The 22900-nt window shown below is 59.7% G+C and carries 18 protein-coding genes; 13 read left to right on the top strand and 5 right to left on the bottom strand.

From position 1 onward, the window contains the following. The first annotated feature begins 52 nt into the window (after window positions 1–52). On the top strand, window positions 53–1897 hold the full coding sequence (gene ilvD / locus MHM85_RS15955; RefSeq protein WP_139526984.1) for a dihydroxy-acid dehydratase: 1845 nt from the start codon (window positions 53–55) through the stop codon (window positions 1895–1897). A gap of 72 nt (window positions 1898–1969) precedes the next feature. Beyond that, window positions 1970–3025, top strand: a complete 1056-nt coding sequence (locus MHM85_RS15950) for an oxidoreductase (protein ID WP_239286420.1) — start codon at window positions 1970–1972, stop codon at window positions 3023–3025. Between the two features lie 49 nt (window positions 3026–3074). On the opposite strand, the gene nudE is transcribed toward MHM85_RS15950, so the two are convergent. Continuing rightward, complete coding sequence (nudE, locus tag MHM85_RS15945) at window positions 3075–3689, bottom strand: ADP compounds hydrolase NudE (RefSeq protein ID WP_139526986.1); 615 nt, start codon at window positions 3687–3689, stop codon at window positions 3075–3077. Window positions 3690–3759: 70 nt separating this feature from the next. Here nudE and yrfG point away from each other — a divergent pair, with 70 nt between their 5' ends. From yrfG to rsd, 10 genes are all read left to right on the top strand, one after another. Further along, on the top strand, window positions 3760–4437 hold the full coding sequence (yrfG, locus tag MHM85_RS15940; protein WP_239286421.1) for a GMP/IMP nucleotidase: 678 nt from the start codon (window positions 3760–3762) through the stop codon (window positions 4435–4437). An 11-nt stretch (window positions 4438–4448) separates the two neighbouring features. Beyond that, window positions 4449–4838, top strand: coding sequence for a ribosome-associated heat shock protein Hsp15 (hslR, locus tag MHM85_RS15935; RefSeq protein ID WP_139526988.1), 390 nt, complete (start codon window positions 4449–4451; stop codon window positions 4836–4838). Window positions 4839–4891: 53 nt separating this feature from the next. Next, the gene (gene hslO / locus MHM85_RS15930; protein ID WP_239286422.1) at window positions 4892–5767 is read left to right on the top strand and encodes an Hsp33 family molecular chaperone HslO; all 876 of its coding nucleotides are present in this window, start codon (window positions 4892–4894) and stop codon (window positions 5765–5767) included. A gap of 309 nt (window positions 5768–6076) precedes the next feature. Then, a complete protein-coding gene (locus MHM85_RS15925; RefSeq protein ID WP_239286423.1) occupies window positions 6077–7633 on the top strand; it encodes a phosphoenolpyruvate carboxykinase in 1557 nt (518 codons plus the stop codon). A gap of 263 nt (window positions 7634–7896) precedes the next feature. Beyond that, on the top strand, window positions 7897–9249 hold the full coding sequence (gene gdhA / locus MHM85_RS15920; RefSeq protein WP_239286424.1) for an NADP-specific glutamate dehydrogenase: 1353 nt from the start codon (window positions 7897–7899) through the stop codon (window positions 9247–9249). 134 nt (window positions 9250–9383) lie between these two features. Further along, window positions 9384–9797: a nucleoside diphosphate kinase regulator gene (gene rnk, locus MHM85_RS15915; RefSeq protein WP_239286425.1), complete on the top strand. Its 414-nt coding sequence runs from the start codon at window positions 9384–9386 to the stop codon at window positions 9795–9797. 89 nt (window positions 9798–9886) lie between these two features. Further along, a complete protein-coding gene (locus tag MHM85_RS15910) occupies window positions 9887–12241 on the top strand; it encodes a Tex family protein (RefSeq protein WP_239286426.1) in 2355 nt (784 codons plus the stop codon). 142 nt (window positions 12242–12383) lie between these two features. Then, window positions 12384–14024 carry a glutamate--cysteine ligase gene (gene gshA, locus MHM85_RS15905; protein WP_239286427.1) on the top strand — a complete coding sequence of 547 codons (1641 nt, stop codon included), beginning with the start codon at window positions 12384–12386 and terminating at the stop codon, window positions 14022–14024. Next, window positions 14021–14521: a disulfide bond formation protein B gene (locus tag MHM85_RS15900; protein ID WP_139526996.1), complete on the top strand. Its 501-nt coding sequence runs from the start codon at window positions 14021–14023 to the stop codon at window positions 14519–14521. Before gshA ends, MHM85_RS15900 begins: the two co-directional genes overlap by 4 nt. Window positions 14522–14688: 167 nt before the next feature. Then, a complete protein-coding gene (rsd, locus tag MHM85_RS15895) occupies window positions 14689–15177 on the top strand; it encodes a sigma D regulator (protein ID WP_139526997.1) in 489 nt (162 codons plus the stop codon). 59 nt (window positions 15178–15236) lie between these two features. Here the strand turns inward: rsd and MHM85_RS15890 are convergent, their stop codons facing one another. Then, window positions 15237–18305 (bottom strand): efflux RND transporter permease subunit, encoded by a 3069-nt coding sequence (locus MHM85_RS15890; RefSeq protein ID WP_139526998.1) that lies wholly within the window; start codon window positions 18303–18305, stop codon window positions 15237–15239. After that, on the bottom strand, window positions 18289–19380 hold the full coding sequence (locus MHM85_RS15885) for an efflux RND transporter periplasmic adaptor subunit (RefSeq protein WP_239286428.1): 1092 nt from the start codon (window positions 19378–19380) through the stop codon (window positions 18289–18291). Before MHM85_RS15885 ends, MHM85_RS15890 begins: the two co-directional genes overlap by 17 nt. A 225-nt stretch (window positions 19381–19605) precedes the next feature. Here MHM85_RS15885 and MHM85_RS15880 point away from each other — a divergent pair, with 225 nt between their 5' ends. Beyond that, window positions 19606–20580, top strand: a complete 975-nt coding sequence (locus MHM85_RS15880; protein ID WP_016913321.1) for a malate dehydrogenase — start codon at window positions 19606–19608, stop codon at window positions 20578–20580. A gap of 396 nt (window positions 20581–20976) precedes the next feature. Here the strand turns inward: MHM85_RS15880 and MHM85_RS15875 are convergent, their stop codons facing one another. Then, window positions 20977–22116, bottom strand: a complete 1140-nt coding sequence (locus tag MHM85_RS15875; protein WP_239286429.1) for a GGDEF domain-containing protein — start codon at window positions 22114–22116, stop codon at window positions 20977–20979. Beyond that, window positions 22116–22772 (bottom strand): HAD family hydrolase, encoded by a 657-nt coding sequence (locus tag MHM85_RS15870; protein WP_139527001.1) that lies wholly within the window; start codon window positions 22770–22772, stop codon window positions 22116–22118. Before MHM85_RS15870 ends, MHM85_RS15875 begins: the two co-directional genes overlap by 1 nt. Window positions 22773–22900: the final 128 nt, after the last annotated feature.

Below are 22900 nucleotides of genomic sequence, written 5' to 3'. Positions count from 1 at the left end.
ATTGCCTGCCGCCACGTATGCGGCAGGCCACGATAAAGATGTAGAGGACACCATGCCTGAGTACCGCTCCCGTACCACCACCGCTGGCCGCAATATGGCTGGCGCTCGTGCCCTTTGGCGTGCCACCGGTATGAAAGACGACGACTTTCATAAACCGATCATTGCCGTTGCTAACTCGTTTACCCAGTTCGTCCCAGGGCATGTGCACCTAAAAGACATGGGGCAGCTGGTGGCGCGCGAGATCGAAAAAGCGGGAGGCGTGGCCAAAGAGTTCAACACGATCGCCGTGGATGACGGGATCGCCATGGGCCACGATGGCATGCTCTACTCGCTGCCGAGCCGCGACATCATCGCCGATAGCGTCGAGTACATGTGTAACGCCCACTGTGCCGATGCGCTGGTGTGTATTTCCAACTGCGACAAGATCACCCCAGGCATGTTGATGGCCGCGATGCGTCTCAATATTCCGGTCATCTTTGTCTCCGGCGGCCCAATGGAAGCCGGTAAGACCAAGCTGCTGGATCACGGCCTCGACCTCGTCGATGCCATGGTCATGGCGGCCGACGACAGTGTCGACGACGAAACCCTCGCCGAAGTCGAGCGCAGTGCGTGCCCTACCTGCGGCAGCTGCTCGGGCATGTTCACCGCCAACTCCATGAACTGTCTGACCGAAGCGCTAGGGCTAGCGCTGCCGGGTAACGGTACCGTGCTGGCGACCCACGCTGACCGTCGTCGTTTGTTCGAGACTGCGGGGCATCGCATCGTCGAGTTGGCCAAACGCTATTACGAAGGTGAAGAGGCGCACCTGCTACCCCGCGCGATTGGTAGCAAAGCCGCTTTCAAGAACGCCATGACGCTGGACATTGCCATGGGCGGCTCGACCAACACCATCCTCCACCTGCTGGCCGCCGCCCAAGAAGCGGAAATCGACTTCACCATGGCGGATATCGACCGTCTTTCCCGGGAAGTGCCGCAGCTATGCAAGGTGGCCCCCAATACCCAGAAGTACCACATCGAAGACGTCCACCGTGCCGGGGGGATCATGGCCATCCTGGGTGAACTGGACCGCGCGGGCGTATTGGATACCTCGGTGCCGACCGTCTATGGCGACAGCCTGAAAGCGGCGCTGGATGAGTGGGACATCATGCGCTCGCCAAGCCCAGAGGTGGTGGAGTTCTTTAAAGCAGGCCCCGGCGGCGTTCCCACGCAAACCGCGTTTTCGCAAAGCGCCCGCTGGCCGAGTCTGGACGGCGACCGTGCCACCGGCTGTATTCGCGACCTGGCGCATGCGTTCTCTCGCGAGGGCGGCTTGGCCGTTCTCTACGGCAACATCGCGCTGGATGGCTGCGTCGTGAAGACCGCCGGCGTCGACGACTCCATTCTGGTCTTCGAGGGCAAAGCCCACGTGGTGGAGTCGCAAGACCAAGCGGTGGCCAACGTCTTGGATGGCAAGGTGAAAGAGGGCGACGTGGTGGTTATCCGCTACGAAGGTCCCAAAGGGGGGCCGGGCATGCAGGAGATGCTCTATCCAACCTCTTACTTGAAATCGAAAGGCCTAGGCAAAGCCTGCGCGCTGCTCACCGATGGCCGCTTCTCTGGCGGCACCTCGGGGCTGTCGATTGGCCACGTTTCCCCAGAAGCAGCGGCGGGCGGCGCCATAGGCTTGGTCGAGCAGGGCGACACCATCTTGATCGACATTCCCAACCGCGCGATCAACGTGCAACTGAGCGATGCCGAGCTGGCCAAGCGCCGCGAGGCAATGGACGCCAAAGGTAAAGATGCCTGGAAGCCCGTCGAGCAGCGCCCGCGTAAGGTCACACCTGCGCTCAAAGCGTATGCGCTGCTCGCTACCTCTGCGGACAAAGGCGCGGTGCGCGATCTGTCCAAGCTAGATTAAGTGACACCACAGCCCGTCTCGTGCGGGCTGTTTTTTTGCCAGCCTGAACCGTCACATCGACTAAGGATTGTAATGAAGGCGATCATCAACGTTGGCCTCGTTGGCTATGGTTTTGCGAGCAAGACGTTCCACGCCCCGCTCATCCAAGCAACCGAAGGGATGGACCTAGTGGCCGTCTCATCGAGCGATGTTGCCAAAGTGCAGGCAGACCTGCCCAATGTAGAGGTAGAAAGCCAAGCGCTGGCGCTATGTAAGCGACCGGATATCGACCTGATCGTCATCCCCACGCCAAATGACACTCACTTCCCGCTGGCCAAAGCGGCGCTCACCGCTGGAAAGCACGTGGTGGTCGATAAACCCTTCACCGTCACGCTCTCCGAGGCCAAGCAGTTAAAAGCCCTGGGAATGGACAAAGAGCGGTTGATATCGGTGTTTCATAACCGCCGTTGGGATAGCGATTTCCTGACGCTCAAAGCGCTTTTGGAAAAAGGGACGCTGGGGCGGGTAACGGGGTTCGAGTCGCGCTTCGATCGCTTTCGCCCCGAAGTGCGTGATCGCTGGCGGGAAAAAGCCACCCCTGGCGGCGGTATTTGGTACGACCTAGGACCGCACCTCCTCGATCAAGCCTGCGAACTGTTTGGCATGCCCAGTGCCATTTTGCTCGAGCTAGGCGCACGCCGCGACGGTGCCAGGGCCGACGACGACTTTCTCGCTTTGCTGGAGTATGACGATCGACGTGTCAGCTTGAGTGCCGGTACGCTGGTGGCCGAGCCGACGCCGCGCTACCGCGTGCATGGCACGAAGGGGAGCTACATCAAATACGGCCTAGACCCGCAGGAAGATCGTCTGAAAGCCGGGGAGACGCCGTCAGCCGCTTGGGGCGCAGATGGCCCTGGCATACTCACGCTGCGCGAGGGAGAAGGCGAGGAGGCGCCACTGGTGCGCCACGATCATCCTTCTCTGCCAGGTGATTATCTCGCCTATTACCAAGGGGTGAGCGCGGCGATTCGTGATAAAGCGCCGCTTCCAGTGGATATCGATGACGCCCTTCGCAGCATGGCGCTTCTGGAAGCGGGCCTAGACAGCCACCGCCAGCGTCGCTGGATTCCGCTCAAGCATCATCTGTAATGCTCAACGGCCAGAACGCCCGGCGCGTTCTGGCCGTTGAACCAGGCGGTTAGAGCAAATCCATCTCACTACGGCGCTTCTCTTCGCGCAACTTATCCCGCGCAATATAGAGCGCTGCAATGGCGCGCGCTTCATGGAAGTCTTCGCGCATCAGTAGCGCGGGTAACTCTTCGATGGCATGGGTCTCGACGATCAGCGGCTCGGGCTCGTCGCCCGGTAAGCGCTTGGGGTAGAGGTCCGTCGCCATGAGAACCTGCATACGGTGGCGCATGTAGTTAGGTGCCAACGACAGCTCGACCAGCGGTTCGATGCGATGTGCACCGAAACCGCACTCTTCCATTAGCTCGCGATTCGCGGCGGTCACGATGTCTTCACCGGGGTCGACCAAGCCTTTGGGCAGCGTCAGCACGTAGTCCTCGAACCCTGCGGCATACTCCCGAATGAGTAACACATGCTCTGGGTCGGGCATGGCAATGATCATGACCGCGCCTCGATCAGCGCCGGTCAACCGCTCGAACTGTCGCTCCTCTCCGTTGGAGAAGCGTAAGTCCAGCGCTTCGATTTGGAACAAGCGGCTTTGCGCAACACGCTGGCGCCCCAGGATTTGCGGCTTGCGTGGGTAGCCGTTTGGCGTATCGCCGTGTGCTGTATCGTCGCGTGACATCCTGCCTCCGTGGCTGCAAAAAACGGGTTACGCTACAATAGCACGCTTACTCTTTCAGACTGGAGCGGCAATGATTGATTGGCGAGAGATCGATACCGTCCTGCTCGATATGGATGGCACGCTGCTGGACCTCCACTTCGACAGCCACTTTTGGCTCGAGCATCTGCCACGTCGCTACGTCGAGCTGCACCAGTTAGACCAAGCCAGTCAAGACGCGTTGAAAACCCGCATCATGGGGGAGCAGGGGACGCTGAACTGGTATAGCCTGGCGTACTGGAGCCGCGAGCTCGATGTCGACATCATCGCGCTCAAGCGCGAAGTGCAACACTTGATTGGTCTGCGCAGCGATGCACACGATTTTTTGACGTGGCTAAAGCAGTCGCACCCCCGGGTCGTATTGGCGACCAACGCTGACCGCGCAAGCTTAGCGTTGAAACTCCCCCTCACGGGGTTGGAAAACTACCTGGACGCCATCATCTCATCGGAAGACGTGGGGGCAGCCAAAGAGGAGCAGGCGTTTTGGTTGGCTCTGCAAGAACGGGAGCCGTTCGATCCTGCTCGTACGCTCTTCATCGATGATAACCCCCGCGTTTTAGAGAGCGCTCGCGAGTTCGGTATCAAGCATCTGTTGGGTATCAAGCAGCCCGATAGTCAGCGCCCCGAAAAAGAGCTGCAGGAATTCATCGCTCTGGATCGATTTGCCCAACTGCTGCCAGCCGATCTGCCAGGGCAGCATCCACCCACCTGAGGAGAGCGTGAATGAGTGATAGCGTTCGCTTGGATAAGTGGCTATGGGCAGCGCGGTTTTTCAAAACCCGCGCCTTAGCCAAAAAAGCCATTGAAGGCGGAAAAGTTCACTACGATGGCGCCCGCGTCAAAACCAGCAAGAACGTCGAACTGGGCGCGCTGATCCGCGTTCCGCAGGGCTGGGATATTTTCGAAGTGGAGGTAACGGCGCTCTCGGATCAGCGTCGGGGTGCCCCCGAGGCGCGCAAACTCTATGCAGAAACCCAAGAGAGCGCGACGCGACGTGCCAAAGAAGCCGAGGCGCGGCGGCTGACCAATGAAGTCATGCAGCACCCCCTCAAGCGTCCTGACAAAAAGCAGCGGCGCGATATCCAGCGTTTTCAGCGTCAACAAGGGGAGTAAGCCGCGGCTGACTCCCAGCGCTCTCTTTTGACTCTCTCTTTCATGGTCTCGTTATGTCCGATCAAATCCAACGTTTTCTGTTCGACCAAACCAACGTGCGTGGCGAAATCGTCACGCTCGGTACCGCCTATCAGGAGGTACTCGACCGACACGCCTACCCACCGGCAGTGAACCAACTGCTGGGTGAGCTCCTGGCGGCGGTGGCGCTACTGACCGATACCGTCAAGCTCGATGGCACGCTCAGTATCGAAGTGCGTGGCCAAGGGGCGCTCGCTCTGCTCATGGCGGAATCCAACCCAGGTGGCGAGCTGCGAGCGATCGCGCGCATTGCCGAAGACGCCGCGCTGCCCAGCGAGCACGCCAGCTTCCGCGAGCTGGTCGGGGAGGGGCAAATCGTGATTACCCTAGACCCGCGAGAGGGCCACCGCTATCAAGGGATCGTCGCGCTGGACCACGACACGTTGGGTGGCTGCCTGGAAGCCTACTTTGGCCAATCCGAGCAGTTGCCGACCCGGCTTTGGCTCGCAGCCGATGGTGAGCGGGCAGGCGGCCTGCTGCTTCAGCGCCTGCCGGATGCGTCGCAAAATCAAGACGTCGACGCCTGGGAGCGCAGCGTGTACCTGGCCGACACCATCAAGTCAGAAGAGCTGCTGGAGCTGGAGCAGCGTGACGTGCTCTACCGTCTTTACCATGAAGAGACCGTACGGGTCTTCGATCCCAAAACGCTCCGCTTTGGCTGCACCTGCTCGCGGGAGCGCATGAGCCACGCGCTCTATACATTAGGAAAGGACGAACTGCGCGATATATTGCACGAGCAAGGCGCCATCGACACCCAATGCCATTTTTGTCACACGAAATATCACTACACCGCCGCCGATATTGAAATTTTATTGGAAGACCCAGGTGCGCCGCCGCCGGTGATTCACTGATTGTGTAGTCGGCGCTGGCTGGGCATGCTGTTTGGCCTATCGTCTAGACCTCCCAGGTGGTCCCGTCTAGCGTCAGGCGGGCAAACGGTTGTTTGAAAAATTACTGCGCTGCAACACAAAATGTAGTGGCATTGTAGTAGTTTAACTACAAGATATTTGCTCGAAGCCCCCCGTTTCCCGGGGGTTTTCTTTTTGCCATAATGCGCCGGACTTCAGCGCACCTAGTCAGCTGTGACCACCCTGCCAGCGGCTAGGATGATTTCTCAAGGCGTCGGCGACGCCCGGTAAATTAGAGACCCAGGAATCGACATGACCACGACTCAAGCCGCCCCCCAAGCCCACGTTAATCTCAGCAGCGCCGAACTGATCGAGCGCGCCGTGGCCCGTGGTGAAGGCCGCCTGTCCGCCAATGGTGCCCTGGTAGTCAATACAGGACTACGCACTGGGCGTTCACCGAAAGATCGTTATATTGTCGATGAGCCGACCACCCGCGATAGTATCGACTGGGGCAGCGTCAACCGCCCCTTCGACGCCGACAAGTTTTCTGCCTTGTGGGCACGGGTCGAAGAGCACCTGGAGAGTCGTGATCACTTCGTCGCCGAGCTTCACGTTGGCAGCGATGCCACGCACTACCTGCCAGTACGCGTCACGACGGAAACCGCTTGGCAGAACCTGTTTGGCCGTACCATGTTCGTGCGCCCTCAGGCCTACAACCAAGCTGCGAAAGACGAATGGACGATCCTTAACGCTGCCGGTTTCGAGTGCGACCCGAACCGTGACGGCACGAATTCCGATGGTTGTGTCATCATCAATTTCGCCGAGCGCAAAGTATTGATTGCGGGTATGCGCTATGCAGGCGAAATGAAGAAAGCCATGTTCTCCGTCCAAAACTTCCTGCTGCCAGCGTCCGACGTGCTGCCGATGCACTGCTCGGCCAACGTCGGTGAAGATGGCGAGACCTGCCTGTTCTTCGGCCTCTCGGGTACCGGTAAAACCACCCTGTCTGCCGACCAGGCACGGTTCTTGATTGGTGATGACGAGCACGCCTGGGGCGACGGTATCGTCTTCAACATGGAAGGCGGCTGCTACGCCAAGTGCATCGACCTGTCCGAGAAGAACGAGCCGGTCATCTGGAACGCGATCAAGTTCGGCACCGTGCTGGAAAACGTCGTGCTGGATGACCGCCGCGAGCCGGACTACGCCGACGACAGCCTGACCCAGAACTCCCGTGCTGCCTACCCGCTGGAGCACGTCGAGAAGCGCGTAGCCGAAAACCTGGCGGGTGAGCCCAACGCCATCGTATTCCTGACCTGTGACATGTCGGGCGTACTGCCGCCGGTGTCCATCCTGTCCAAGGAAGCCGCGGCCTACCACTTCCTGTCGGGCTACACCGCCAAGGTCGGCTCCACGGAAATGGGCTCTTCCGAAGGCCTGGCGGCAACGTTCTCTACCTGCTTCGGCGCACCGTTCTTCCCGCGTCCGGCCCGTGAATACGCCGACCTGCTGATCAAGCGTGTCGAAAAGAAAGACGCCCAGGTGTACCTGGTGAATACTGGCTGGACCGGTGGTGCCTACGGTGAAGGCGGCTCACGCTTCTCGATCCCCACCACGCGCGCCATCATCAGCGCGATTCAGTCAGGCATCCTGCGTGATGTCGAGACCAAGCACATCGACGGCCTGAACCTGCAAGTGCCGCTGGCCGTACCGGGCGTGGACTCCAGCCTGCTGGACCCCCGCGACACCTGGGCCGACCGCGACGCCTACGACCGTCACCTGCAGGAGCTGGCCACAAAGTTCGTTGACAACTTCAAGAAGTTCGAAGGCGTCAACGAAGCGATCATCAAAGCTGGCCCGCAACTGACCTGATACTCGCTGTTTCATCGCTTCAAGGGAGGATGCCTGGCATCCTCCCTTTTTTATTTTTCTCTGTTTTTCGTTAAATAATCGTTTATCAAGTTTGTTTAATGCACCAATAGTGGGCAAAAAAAGTGCGACTTTAGTCGAGTTGCAGCCGGTTTTTTTCCCATACCAAACCGGCATAGGGTATGCAGAAAAACGCCGTCACCGTTAAATACCGTCATGCGCTGGCCAGCATAACGACAGTTTCACTAAAGTAACGGTACGATGCCATGCCCTATGTTCATGACACCCTTGCGCGGCTAGCCAAGAGTAGCCCTGCCCAAACCGAGTTCTATCAAGCCACCGAGGAAGTGCTCGAGTGCTTGCGCCCCCTGTTCGAGCGCTCGCCGCACTATCACCAGCACAGTATCATCGAGCGTATGATCGAGCCTGAACGGCAGATCATGTTCCGTGTCAGTTGGCTGGATGACAAGGGTCGGGTGCAGGTCAACAAAGGGTATCGAGTGCAGTTCAACTCGGCCCTGGGGCCGTATAAAGGCGGGCTGCGGTTTCATCCCAGCGTGACCGCAGGCACCATCAAGTTTCTGGGGTTCGAGCAAATCTTCAAGAACGCGCTGACCGGCCTGGCGATTGGCGGCGGGAAGGGCGGCGCGGACTTCGACCCTAAGGGCAAGTCGGACAACGAGATCATGCGCTTCTGCCAGTCGTTCATGACCGAGCTGTACCGCCACGTGGGGCCCCATAGCGATGTGCCCGCCGGCGATATCGGCGTGGGTGCCCGCGAGATTGGCTATCTGTTTGGCCAGTACAAGCGGCTGACAGGACGTTACGAAGGGGTGCTGACCGGCAAAGGGCTGAATTGGGGCGGCTCGCTCGGGCGCAAGGAGGCCACCGGCTACGGCGCGGTCTACTTTGCCCAGAACATGCTGGCCGCCCGGGGGGAGAGTCTGGCAGGCAAGACTTGCCTGGTGTCCGGCGCGGGCAATGTTGCCATCTATACCATCGAAAAGCTGCTGGAACTCGGTGCACTACCGGTGACCTGCAGTGATTCCAAGGGCATGATTCATGATCCTCGAGGCATCGACCTGGGGCTGCTCAAGCGTCTGAAGGAAGTGGAGCGGGTTTCCCTGGAGGCTTACCTTCACGAGCATCCTGAGGCACACTATGTGGCGGCACGGGATTACCCCGCCGATGGCCATGCCGTATGGCGGCTACCGGCGCAGGTGGCGTTTCCCTGCGCCACTCAGAACGAACTGACCGAACAGGATGCCCAGGCGCTGATCGCCAACGGGGTGAGCTGTATCAGTGAGGGGGCCAATATGCCCTCCACCAAGGCCGCCGTCGAACGCTTTATTGCCGCCAGTATCGCTTACGGCCCTGGTAAGGCCGCCAACGCCGGTGGCGTGGCCACGAGCCAGCTGGAAATGGCCCAGAACAGCAGCATGGAGCAGTGGTCGCTAGAGAAAGTCGATGACAAACTCAAGCGCATCATGGCCGATATCTATCAGCAGTGTGCTGACACGGCAGAAGAGTTTGGCGAGCCTGGTAACCTGGTGCTCGGTGCCAACATCGCAGGCTTCCGCAAGGTGGCCGATGCCATGATCGAGCAGGGCGTTACCTGATCATGTCAGTGGCCTGGTTCAATGAGTTACCGGGTCACTTTAAATAAGTTATCCTGCATATGGCAGATATCCACAGTCCTTTCCCTTTGGGGAAGGGCTGTTTTTTATGGTCGGTATCATCAAGGAGAGAGACCATGGGGCAGCGTCCTCCAATCATCATCAACCGTCTCGATGCAGAGCGTCTGCAGCGACTGATCGATCAAGCGCCGGAAAAGGATCAGATGGTGGCGGAATTGCTCGAAGAAGAGCTGCTGCGCGGTGAGGTGCTCGACCCGCAGGACATTCCCGATAACGTCGTGAGCATGAATAGCCAGATCCGCTTCACCGACCTGACTCGTGGGCGGCAAATGATCCGCACGCTGGTCTATCCCCATGCGCTGGCCAGCGTGGAAGACGGTATTTCCGTCATGGCGCCGATCGGGGCCGCGCTGATTGGCCTAGAGGTGGGCGATGTCATTGAATGGCCGCTGCCCAATGCCACCGACGTGAAGCTGCGGGTGGATGCCATCTTCTGGCAGCCCGAGCGGGAGAAGCAGTTCCACCGCTAGCTCGCGCTCAGGTGCTCAAGCCATGCCAGCACAGGTGCTTTGTGGTACCTTGTCGACACCTCGAATGCTGCATGAGTTAGTTGCACGTTATGGATGTCAAACAACGCATTACTGCGCGCTTGGCCGAAGAGCTAAGCGTCCGGCCGGAACAGGTCGCCGCCACGGTAGAGCTTCTGGATGGTGGCGCTACCGTGCCTTTCATTGCCCGTTACCGTAAAGAAGTCACTGGCGCGCTGGACGATACGCAGCTTCGCCAGTTGGACGAACGCCTGCGTTACCTGCGCGAGCTGGAAGAGCGTCGTGAGGCGGTATTAGCCGCCATCGATGAGCAGGGCAAGCTGGATGCGAGCCTTAAAGCGACCATTCAAGCCGCCGATACCAAGCAGCGTTTGGAAGATTTATACCTTCCCTTCAAGAAAAAGCGCCGCACCAAAGCGCAAATTGCCCGTGAGGCGGGGTTGGAGCCCCTGGCCGACGCGCTGCTGGCGAATCCAGCGCTCGAGCCCGAAAGCGAAGCCGCCCACTACCTGCGTGAAGCCGAGGGGGATATCCCCGCCATCGATGATGCCAAAGCGGCGCTGGATGGCGCCAAGCAGATTCTGATGGAGCGCTTTGCCGAAGACCCGGAGCTCATTGGTCAACTGCGCGAGCGGCTATGGCAAGAGGGCGAACTCAGTGCGCGCGTGCTGGAGGGCAAACAGCAGGAGGGCGCGAAGTTCTCCGACTACTTCGAGCACGACGAAAAGCTGGCGAAAGTGCCCTCGCACCGGGCGCTGGCCATGTTCCGCGGCCGCAATGAAGGCATCTTGAGCCTGGCGATCCGCTTGCCGGGCGAAGACGACGCTCCCATCCATCCCGCCCAGGTAGCGATTGCCAAGCAGGTGGGCATTAGCGATGAGGGGCGTGCAGCGGATAAGTGGTTGAATGAAGTGGTGCGCTGGACCTGGCGTGTGAAGCTATACACCGCGCTGGAAACCGAGCTGCTGGGCCGCCTGCGCGAGCAGGCCGAACAGACCGCCATCGACGTGTTTGCCGCCAATTTGAAGGATCTGCTGCTCGCCGCACCGGCCGGACAGAAAGTGACCCTGGCGCTCGACCCCGGCCTACGTACCGGCTGTAAAGTAGCGGTGGTCGATGCCACCGGCCAGTTCGTCGACCAAGCCACCATTTATCCCCATGCGCCGCAAAACCGCTGGGACGAGGCGCTCAATGTGCTCGCCAAGTTGGTCAAGCAGCATGGCGTGGAATTGATTGCCGTGGGTAACGGCACCGCCAGCCGGGAAACCGACAAGCTCGCGGGCGAGCTGGTAAAAGCGCTGGCCCCAGCCCATCGGCTGAGCAAGGTAATGGTATCCGAGGCGGGCGCATCGGTGTATTCGGCATCCGAGTACGCCGCGCGCGAACTCCCGGATCTCGACGTGACCATTCGCGGCGCTGTCTCGATTGCCCGCCGCTTGCAAGACCCCTTGGCCGAGCTGGTGAAGATCGAACCGAAATCCATCGGCGTTGGCCAATATCAGCACGATGTTTCTCAAGTGCAGCTCTCGCGCAGCCTGGAAGCGGTCATCGAAGACTGCGTGAACGCCGTGGGCGTGGATCTCAATACCGCCTCCAGCGCGCTGTTATCGCGTGTGGCAGGCCTCAGCGCGGCGATCGCCGACAATATCGTGGCGCAGCGTAACGTTCAGGGGGCGTTCAAGAGCCGTAAAGAGCTACTTGAAGTGAGCCGCCTGGGCCCGAAAACCTTCGAGCAGTGCGCAGGCTTCTTGCGTATCAGCAACGCCGAGAACCCGCTGGACGCCAGTGCGGTTCACCCCGAGGCCTACACGCTGGTGGAGCGCATTGCCAAGCAGAACAGCCGCGACGTGAAAGGGCTGATTGGCGACAGCGCTACCCTGAAAGCGCTCAAGCCCGCCGACTTCGCCGATGAGCGCTTTGGTGTGCCTACCGTAAGCGATATTCTCAAAGAGCTGGATAAGCCCGGTCGCGACCCGCGCCCGGAGTTCAAGGCCGCTGAATTCCGAGAGGGCGTCGAAACCCTCAAGGATTTGAAGCTGGGCATGGTATTGGAAGGCACCGTCACCAACGTGACCCACTTCGGGGCCTTCGTGGATATTGGCGTTCACCAAGACGGCTTGGTGCATATTTCGGCGCTGTCCGACCGCTTCATCGATGACCCGCGCAGCATCGTCAAGGCGGGGGATATCGTCACGGTGAAGGTAATGAGCGTGGACATTCCGCGTAAACGGGTTGGGCTATCCATGCGCTTGGATGACGAACCGGAACAGCCCGAGGCGTCGGGCAGTCCGGCCTCGCCAGCGCCGCGCAAGCCTGCCCGAAGCCAGCGCCAAGGTGGCAAGCGTCCAGCGGGACAGCAAAATGAAGCCCCTGCCGCCATGGGGGCGCTCGGTGCTGCGCTGCTCAAAGCCAAGCGGGGCAAATAGTCGCGTGTCTTGAATATTTCACCATTGCCGCCATATCCTGCTGTCTATTCTCGATTAGAAAGCAGGGTAATGGTTATGGCGATGCCAGCTGATCTCAACGAGGCCTGCGCGATGCAGGCCTTACTAACAAGGAGTGTTCACCTTGTCTGAACCACTCACTGTGCCACCCTCGCTCACCGCCCAGGTAGAGCGGCTGCTGCCGAGCGCGCGGTTAGGGCGTTTGGGTCGCCTGCGTCGCGGATTGGAAAAAGAGGGTTTGCGGGTCGATGCCCATGGCCATATCGCCCAAACGCCTCACCCGCACGCGCTCGGATCGAAACTGACGCACCCGCATATCACCACCGATTACGCCGAAGCGCTGCTGGAGTACATCACCCCGGTCTACTCCGAGCCGAAGGAGGCACTGGCCTTCTTATCGGATCTGCACACCTTTACCTATCATCATCTAGATAGCGAGTGGATCTGGCCGGGCAGCATGCCAGCACGTCTTTCTGGCAACGACAGCGTACTCATTGCCGATTACGGTCGCTCCAATGTGGGCACCATGAAGCACGTTTACCGCAAAGGGTTGGACGTGCGTTACGGGCGTATCATGCAGGCCATTGCAGGCGTGCATTACAACGTGTCGTTGCCAGAGGATATGTGGCACGCCCTACGGGAAATGGAAAAAGCCACCAATATTCCCTTCAATGATTACCGCTCGACCCGATATTTCGGGATGATTCGCCACTTCCGTCGTTATAGCTGGCTGCTGCTCTATCTGTTTGGCGCCTCGCCGGCCATCGACAAGAGCTTTCTGCCGAATGGCCACGTGCCGGATAAACTTCAGTTGCTGAGCGACGACACGTATTACGCGCCTTATGCGACCACACTGCGCATGTCGGATCTTGGTTACCAGAACAAGGTGCAGGCGCAGCTCAAAATCTGTTTCAACTCGCTGTCGAACTACGTCAATACGCTGCGTCATGCCATTTCCACTCCCTGGCCCGACTACGAAGCACTCGGCGTGAGAAACGGCGACGAGTGGCGGCAGCTCAATGCCAATATCCTGCAGATCGAAAACGAGTACTACAGTGATATTCGGCCCAAGCGTGTTGCCAAACACAACGAGACCCCCAGCCAAGCCCTGGAGGCGCGTGGCGTCGAGTACATCGAAGTGCGCTGCCTGGACCTCAACCCGTTCGACCCGCTGGGCGTCACCGAAACGCAGATGCGCTTCGTCGATACCTTCTTGATGTGGTGTCTACTTAGCGATAGCCCATGGATTTCCGACGAGGAGTGCGACCGTTTGGACGATAACCGTCGCTTAGTGGTAGAGCGTGGGCGCGATCCGGAGCTTCGTCTCACGCGGGATGGCGAGTCGGTCACACTGCCTGAGTGGGGCGAGCAAATCTTTGCGGAGATGGCCGATGTGGCGCGGCTGCTCGATGCGGTCGAAGAGGGCGAGCCCCACGCTGCTGCGCTCGACGAGTTGGCGCCTCGCCTTCAGGATCCATCGCTAACACCGTCAGGGCAGATGCTGGCGCGTCTGCAGGAAAGCAATGGCTCACTGAGCGATACGCTGCTTGAAATGGCGCAGGCGCAAGCCGATAAGCTAAAAGCCACGCCCATGTTACGCTCGCGCGAAGCACTGCTGGCGCAGTTGATCGATACCTCGCATCAGCAGCAACGGGATATCGAAGAGGCCGACCAAGAGAGCTTCAGCGCGTTTCTTGAGAGCTATTTTGCCAAGGCGCGTGAGTCACGGGCGCTGTCCGCTTTACCCTCCGAGGATGCCCAATGACCCCTTCCGCTATTCGTCCGGCGGCACTTGCCGGTGTTGCCTTTTGCGTATTGATGATGGCCGTTGCCTTGAGCCTAGAGCACATTGCTGGCTTGGAGCCATGTCCGCTATGTATTTTTCAGCGCGTAGCGGTCATCGCGGCTGGCTTGGTGCTAGCCATGGCGGCCATCCATAATCCTAAAGGCGGTGTTGGCAAAGGCCTCTACGGCGTATTGGGGCTGGCGGCCGTAGGCACTGGTGCCTTCATTGCTGGGCGGCATGTGTGGCTGCAGGGGCTGCCTGCCGATGAAGTGCCGAGCTGCGGCCCAGGGCTCGATTACATGATGGATATCCTGCCCATGCAGGACGTCGTCGCCATGGTGCTGACAGGGTCAGGCGAGTGCGCTGAGATCGACTTCATGCTGTTAGGGCTGTCACTGCCTGCCTGGACGCTGATCGGTTTTCTGGTGCTGGCCCTGGCGCCGCTGCGTATGCTGTGGCTAGCCATCAAGCGCTAGCATAGTCGTTAGGCAGCCGATCTATCGACGGCTGTCTAACGCAAGCGTTGACTATCGAAGACGTACTCTCCAGTATCAAGGAAATCATTCCCGCCAGGATTGACAGAGGTAGAAGGAAAAGCGAGTCTAGCCCTGTTCAAGGCGGCTATCTGCAAGGAGAAAGCCCCATGCTCGAAGATTGCAAAAATGCCCTGGAGCGCTGGGGGGGCGTGCACAGCCTGATCGACCGCTGGCTGGATCAACGCCGAGCGCTGCTGGTGAGCTTCATTGAGCTAAAAGATGCCTGTGACGCGGAGCTGGAAGCCGTGAGCAAGGCGCGTATCGACACCTTCAGCGAGCTGCTGATGGACTACATCAGCGCGGGTCACTTCGAAGTGTATCCGCAGCTAGCGGAAGAAGCCAAAGCCTTCGACGACGATAGCGCGTTGCAAATCGCCGGTAAATTGCTCGAACGGCTAGAGATGTCCACGGCCATGGTGCTGGAGTTCGACGAGGACTTCGCCTCTTCAGTACGCTGCCAGCAAAACCTAGCGCGCCTCCCCGCCTGGATCGACCGCCTCGCCAAAGGCCTGACCGAGCGCTTTGCCCTGGAAGACCAGCTCATCGCCCGCTTGCACGCTGCCCACAGCCCCCAGCAGGCCAAATCCCCCGCCTAACATCTCATCATCAGGCAGCGCGCCCGCTGCCTGATGCACAATGCTTCACCACTCACCATTTATTTATCACGCCTTAACTTACCTCCTATCACTAGCATGCACGGGGTAAGCAGGAGGGTGAGGGCAGTGGCGAAGGTGAGGCCGCCGGCAATGGCGCTGGACATTTGTGTCCACCACTGGGCAGACGGCGCGTTGAAACCTAATGCCGGGGCAAACAAATTGACGTTGACGCCCAACACCATCGGCATCAACCCCAGTACGGTCGTAATCGCGGTGAGTAGCACCGGGCGCAGGCGTAAACAGCCTGCTTCCAAGGCCGCTTGAGCGGGGGGCATGCCCTCGGCGCGCAGCTCGTTATAGGTATCGATCAAGACGATATTGTTGTTCACCACGATACCCGCTAGCGCGATGACCCCCATACCCACCATCACGATGCCAAAGGCTTGGCCGGTGATCAGCAAGCCCATCAACACCCCGGCGGTCGAGAAAACGATCGCCGACAGCACCAGCGCGGCTTGGTAGTAGCTATTGAACTGCGTCACCAGAATCAGTGCCATCAAGCCAATCGCAACCAAGAAAGCGCTGACCAGAAACTGCATCGACTCCTGCTGATCCTCTTGCTCACCGGCGACGTTGACCATCAAACCGTCGGGCAGTTGGCCTTGGCCAGCGTCCAATAGCGCGCGCAGCCGCTCATCGGCCAAAAATCCTGGCGCTAAGTCGGCTTCGACCGTAATGGCGCGACGGCCATCGATGCGGTTGAGCGTGCCCACCTTGGGCGCAGGAGTGATCTCGACGAAGTGGGAAATCGGTACCTGGCCCCGTGGGGTGTTGATGGTCAAACGTTCGAGCTGGTTCAGCGTGCGCCAGTTCTCCGGTAGGCGCACGCGAATATCCACCTCGTCGTTGACCGTGGGCGGGCGGTAAGATGCCACTTGCAGGCCGGTCGTGAGTAGCTGCACGGCACTGCCAATCGTGGTGATGTCGGTTCCCATACGGGCGGCCGCTTCGCGGTCCACATTCACCTGCCACTCCACGCCCGGCAGGCTGCGGTTATCCTGAATATCGGTGAAACCGCCCAGTTGGCGCATCATGGCCGTCAATTGATCGACTCCCGCATCGGCCACCTCTGGGTCCGTCGCGCTGACTTCCAGGACGATGGGCTTACCGCCGCCGGGACCCATTTCCTGCTCTTGGAATTCCAGAGTAATGCCTGGGATGTCTTGGGTGCGCTCGGCCATGTCCGCCAAAATGGTGCGCGCCGGGCGACGCTGATACCAGTCGATGAACTGAAACTGCAGCATGCCAATCACATCGCTACCCATCTGCTGGTCAGGCACGGCGTAAGAGCGCGCATAGAGGGCTTCCACTTCGCCCATGCCTTCCAAACGCTGCTCTACGCGCTGCAGGATGGCATCCGTCTCTTCTGCCGAGAAATCACCGCGAGCGCGGACCAGCACTTGGGCGCTGTCGGGTTCGACGTTAGGAAAGAAATCCACGCCATGATTGAAACGTGCATAGCCGGTGTAGAGCAGGGCGATGAGCAGTACCGCAAACAGCAGTACCCAGGCCGGATGCTGCAGCAGGCGGCCCAATAGGCGACGATAACCACGCCCGAGCGCCGTGCTTTCGTCTATCGGCCCGGAGCCGCTAGCGTGCGAAGTGCGGGTGAACAACCGGCCGAGCGTAGGCAGAAACACCAGCGCCATGGCCAGCGAGGCCAGCAAGCATAGAATCACCGTAGCCGGCAGGTACTTCATGAATTGGCCCACCACGCCCGGCCAAAACAGCAGCGGGATGAACACGGCAAGTGTCGTTGCCGTAGAGGCGATGACCGGCCAGCTCATGCGTGAGGCGGCATTGAGCCACGCTTGATGCGGTGCTTGGCCGTCGTGCAGATGCCGGTCGGCCAACTCGCTGACGACGATAGCCCCATCCACGAGCATGCCCGCGACCAAAATCAGTGCAAACAGCACCACGATGTTGAGCGTGAAGCCAAACGCCCACACCAGCAGAATGCCGGTCAAAAACGCCCCTGGAATCGTCAGCCCTACCAGCAGCGCCATCCGCCAGCCCATCACGGCCACCACCACGATCAGCACCAGCACCACGGCGGTCAATACGTTATTGAGCAGCTCCGAGAGCATGTTCTGCACGGTCACCGATTCATCGAGAATGGTGGTGACACGCAGCTGCTCCGGCAGCAGCTCCTCTGCTTGGGCAAAAGTGGCCCGCACCGCCTCGATGGTGGCAATGATATTGGCCCCGGCGCGTTTGGAAATTTCCAATACCACGGCAGGCTGGCCATCGATCCGGGCGAACCCTTCCGCCTCTTTGTAGGTCGGGTGAATCCACGCCACATCGCCAAAGGTGACGACTTGGTCATCCTCGACCTTCACCGGCATGTTCATCACGTCGTTCAGCGACTCGATGATCCCAGGCACTTTTAGCGCTAGTCGCCCTGCACCGGTATCCAGGCTGCCCGCGGCCACCAAGCGGTTATTGCGCGACACTTGATTGAACAGCGTATCGAAATCGACGCCGTAGCTCTCCAGCACCAATGGGTCGACGACGATTTCCAACAGGTCTTCCCGCTCCCCCGCGATGTCCACTTCGAGCACATCGGCAATGCCTTCGATCTCCTCTTTCAAGCGCCGGGCAATGGTCATGCGCTCGCGGGTATCCAACTCACCGGAGAGGCCAATGCTCAGCACAGGAAACTCGGAGACATTCACCTCCATCACCCGAGGCTCTTCGGCTTCGTCGGGTAGGCTGCTGCGGGCAATATCGACACGCTCACGGACGTCGGCCAGCGCGGTATCGGGATCAAATCCGGGGTCGAACTCCAGCGTCACCGAACCGTGCCCTTCGCTGGACTGTGCGGTGAACTTACGCAGCCCCTCGATGCCACGAAGCTCTTGCTCCATGGGGCGCACCAAGAGACGCTCGCCATCTTCAGGGCTCACGCCCTCCAGGGCGAGCGACACATAGATGATCGGGATCGTCACGTCCGGGTTCGCCTCTTTGGGAATCATCTGCCAAGCGGTCGTCCCCGCTAGCAATAGCCCGACGAGCAGTAGAAGCGTGGTGCGTGTATGGGTGAGTGCGGCATTAATCAGTCGACGCATGACCACCTTCCTGGGCAGACACGGGCGTCACTGCGTCGCCGGGGCTCACCAACCCCGCGCCCAGTGTGATCAGCGTGACGGGGTTGGGGAGGCCGGTCACGTAGGCGCGTTCGGTGTCGGCGCTCACCAACTCGACCGCCGTTTGCACCACGCGGTTTTCGTCATCGACATGTTTGATGGCTAACTGACCACGATCATCCAGACTAAACAGCGCGGGAGAGAGCGTGTGCACCTGTCGAGGGGGCAGGGTGATGGTGAACTCCGCGCTTCCCCCGGCCAAGCGTAAGCGTTCGGGGTTGTCCAGGGCGACTTCGATATAGAAAGTGCGCGTCGCCTCCTCGGCGCGGCTGCTGATGTAGCTGACCTCGCCGGTGAGCGAGCCACCGTTGAGCAGGCGCGCCGTCACCGGCAGACCAACGGCCAATTCGCCTACCTGCTGTTGCGATACCCACGCGGTGCCGGTCAAACGGCGATCATCGATCAAGCGCGCCCACTCTTCGCCAGGCTGGAGCAGGTCGCCAAGCTCCACCTGAACACGATCCAGCACGCCTTCGAACGGGGCCGTGGGGCGGGTGTCTTCGAGCTGCTTCTCCAACTGAGCCACTTGAGCCGCGCTGGCGCTGAGTGCGCTTTGCAGGCGCAGCAGTTCCGGTTGCGAGATCAGCTCACGGCGGCGCAGGTTTTGGGCACCGGCGTACTCGGCCTCGGCCAGTGCTAGCTCGTCTCGGGCTTGCTGTAAGCGCTCGGGCAGGGCGTCGTTATCCAGCACGAGTAGCGTTTCCCCCTGGTCCACGCTCTCCCCTTGCTCGATAGGTTTTTCGGCCACGTAACCCGCGACGTTGGCACGCAGTACCGTCTCACGCTCGGCGGTAAGTTGGCCCTGCAGCACCTGCTGGGGAATATAGGGTGTGCTCTGTTGCCTGTTGACCTCCACACGGGGCAGGGCGTTGGCCTCTTCCGCGTTGTTCTCTGGCGGAGACGATTGAAACTGCTGAAAATCGCCGACGGCCAACCAAACCACTAACGCCAGCACCAGCAGGCTTGCCAGCGCATAAGAAGGGGGAATTCGTCGCATGGGAAGTCACTGTTCCAAGGAAATGACAAAATAGATAGCGCGGTAAGGATGGTACCGCAGCCCGTCACACCATAGCGTAACTGGCCGTTTTCAGCGAGTATCAAGCCCGCGTGCAAATGGGTAGTCGTCTCATGTCTGATTGAGTTTTTGAGCATCTGGGCATAACATCGTGGCGCTATTCTTTACCAGGCGAACCTCCATTAGGCGAACCATCAAGGAGCAATGATGAAAGATCCAGTCCGTATTGCGATTACCGGCGGTGCCGGTCAAATCAGCTACTCTCTCATTTTCCGTATTGCCGCTGGCGACATGCTGGGGCCGGATCAGCCCGTCATTCTCCAGCTTCTCGAAATTCCTCAAGCGATGGACGCGCTGAACGGCGTCGTGATGGAAGTCAACGACTGTGCGTTCCCGCTGGTACAAGACATCGTCGCCACCGACGATCCGAACGTAGCGTTCAAAGATGCCGATTTCGCCCTGCTGGTAGGTGCACGTCCGCGTGGCCCGGGTATGGAGCGTAAAGATCTGCTGGAAGCCAACGCTGCGATCTTCTCCGTGCAGGGTAAAGCACTGAACGACCACGCCAGCCGTGACGTCAAAGTGCTGGTCGTCGGTAACCCGGCCAACACCAACGCGCTGATCGCTTCTTGCAACGCGCCGGATCTGGATGCAGGTCAGTTCACGGCCATGACGCGTCTGGACCACAACCGCGCGCTGACGCAGCTGGCTCAGAAAACCGGCAAGCACGTCACCGACGTCGAAAACATGATCATCTGGGGCAACCACAGCGCCACGCAGTATCCGGATCTGGCCCAGTGCAAAGTCGACGGCAAAGCCGCTTTCGATCTGGTCGAGCGCGACTGGTACGAAAACGACTTCATCCCGACCGTTCAGCAGCGCGGTGCTGCCATCATCAAAGCGCGCGGTGCGTCCTCTGCCGCGTCTGCCGCCTCTTCCGCCATCGACCACATGCGTGACTGGGCGCTGGGTTGCGACGGCATCGTCAGCATGGCGATTCCCTCCGACGGCAGCTACGGCATTGCCGAAGGCATCATCTACTCCTACCCGGTGCGCTGCCAGGGTGGCAAATATGAAATCGTCCAAGGCTTCGAACTGGACGCGTTCAGCAAAGAGAAGATGCAAGCCACCGAAAAAGAACTGCGTGAAGAGCGCGCCGCCGTCGAGCACCTGCTCGGCTAAACGCGCCGTTTGGCACCCGCCAACCGCATCCACCCCGCAAGCCATGCTTGCGGGGTTTTTTATGCCCAGTGCAATGGATTGGGATGGAACGTTATGTCGCTTGCGGGATAGCTTCAGTGGATACACCCGTAGCGCGGCGTAAGCGGAGCGCACCCGCGAAGCAACGCGAGGAGCGTTGCCGATGGGGCGGGGTGGGTGGTGGTGGCACGTTTGGTTCGGTAACGCCATCGGGGCGGCTGGCGCCGCCCTCCGCGGGTGCCTCTTTCGCTCGTTGCTCTCGATCTTTCGTTACGCCGCGCTACGGGGGGGCCTCGATTCACCGTGATGTGGTAGCCGGGTGCTCGATTCGTCGAGATGTATAGTAGCTGGGCACCTCGATGTCTCGTGGTGATGGCGTCAGCAAATTTCCATACGGTTTCGGCCGCTACGTTTAGCTTCGTATAGGGCTTGGTCGCTTCGTGCAAGGAGGCTAGACAGGTCTTGGGTGGGCTGGGTGAGGCGTGTGACGCCCAGGCTCAACGAGACAGGGTTGGGCGTGGGGTACGTGTGCGAAGCCACGGTTTGGAATCGTTGGCGTAATTGTTGGCCCATGCGCAGTACAGCATCGTCATCGACGTCTTTCAGCAGGAATACGAACTCATCGCCGCCCAAGCGGGCCATCAGAGCGTCCGCTGGCAATGTTTGTTGAGCGATATCGCCCAGGGCGATCAGTAGGTGATCGCCCGCGGCGTGGCCATAGAGGTCATTGACTTGCTTGAAGTTGTCCAAATCGACCAGGAGTAGCGCCCCAGGTTGGCCTGGGGTGATGCGCTTTAGCACGCGAAGTGCCTGGGTTTCGAAGCCACGCCGATTGAGCAGTGACGTCAAGGCATCGCGTTCGGCGAGATGCGTGATGTGACGCTCTCGCTGGTAGCGCACGGTGCCGGTCATCGAGAGCGCAATCAGCAAGATGGCCATGGCACCCTCCACCAATGAAACGCGAATGATGGCTCCACGAAAGGCCATGAGGTCGACCAGCGTGTTGGGGGCCAAGGGCAGCAGCCCCTTGGCGATGTAAAAAAGACCGTGAATCAACAAGACGTAGTGCAATTGGCGAGTGCCGAGAGTGGCGCTGCCGGACTCCAGTTTGAGCGCCCAACTAGCCCTCAAGGCGAGCAGCCCTACCAATAACGAATTGAGTGCCAGATAGAGTTTGGAGCTGGTCAAGGGGGCGGGGAGTAGCAGCAGTGCGCACCAGATGACGACCAGCAGCCACCAGGCCTGGCTGGGACGTTGGCCGACGAAGCGCAAGACGCCCAGCAAGAAGAGCCAGTGGGCCAGGATCAGCAGGCCATTGGCAAACCACACGCCGACCAAGAAGAAACCATTGGCGCGTAGCAGTGAAAGACTCGAGCCCACCGTGATCGTGGCAAACCCTGCCGCCCATAGCAGCAGCGCCCGTTCTCGAGCGCCACGCCACTCCATCAGCAAATAAAGCGCCGCTGCAGCGGCAATGGCGATGGTTAGCGTTAATAGGGTAGGTGGGTCGAATGCCATTAATCCCGCAAGCTCATGATTCGCCAGTGTCGCTCTTCGGCCACTTGGCGAAGCGTATCGTCAGGATCTACGGCGACGGGGTTATCGACCACTTCCAGCAGCGGCAGGTCGTTATGGGAGTCGCTATAGAACCACGCATCATCGAGGGTGCACTCTTGCCCTTCCAGCCACGCTTCCAAGCGGGTGACTTTGCCTTCCCGGTAGCTGGGCACACCGGCCACGCGTCCTGTGTAACGGCCATCGACCATCTCGGGGTCGACAGCAATCAGGTCGTCCACGCCCAGCCGCTCGGCAATCGGACCAGTGATGAAACGGTTGGTGGCCGTAATGATCAGCAAGGTATCGCCCTTGGTGCGGTGTCGCGCCAGCAGCTCTTCCGCCTTGGGTAGAATGTTCGGCTCGATCTTGCTAATCATAAACTGTTGGTGCCAAGCAGCAAGTTGCTCTGGGCTATTGTCAGCCAGCGGTTTCAGCGCCAGCGCCAGAAACGCCATCATATCCAGCGTGCCGGCATTGTAATCGGCGAGAAAGCGCTCGTTGGCCTCGCGGTAGGCCACCGGGTCCACCGCGCCTTGCTCCACCAGAAACTCCCCCCAGGCATGATCGCTATCGATGGATAGCAGCGTATTATCCAGGTCGAAAATGGCCAGACTCACGGCGCTCCCCTTGACGGTCAATGTTCGTTAGTTATAAGCGACACAAAGCGCGGGATTATCGCAGAGTCACCTGGGTTTAACCACTTAGCGTTATATTGTATTGATACGGTTGTCTCCCTTATGGAAAA

The organism is Halomonas sp. McD50-4, assembly GCF_022348135.1.
Classification (GTDB): Bacteria; Pseudomonadota; Gammaproteobacteria; order Pseudomonadales; family Halomonadaceae; genus Vreelandella; species Vreelandella piezotolerans.
The sequence above is the reverse complement of the archived record's forward strand: the minus strand, read 5'-3'. Positions and strand labels throughout refer to the sequence as shown.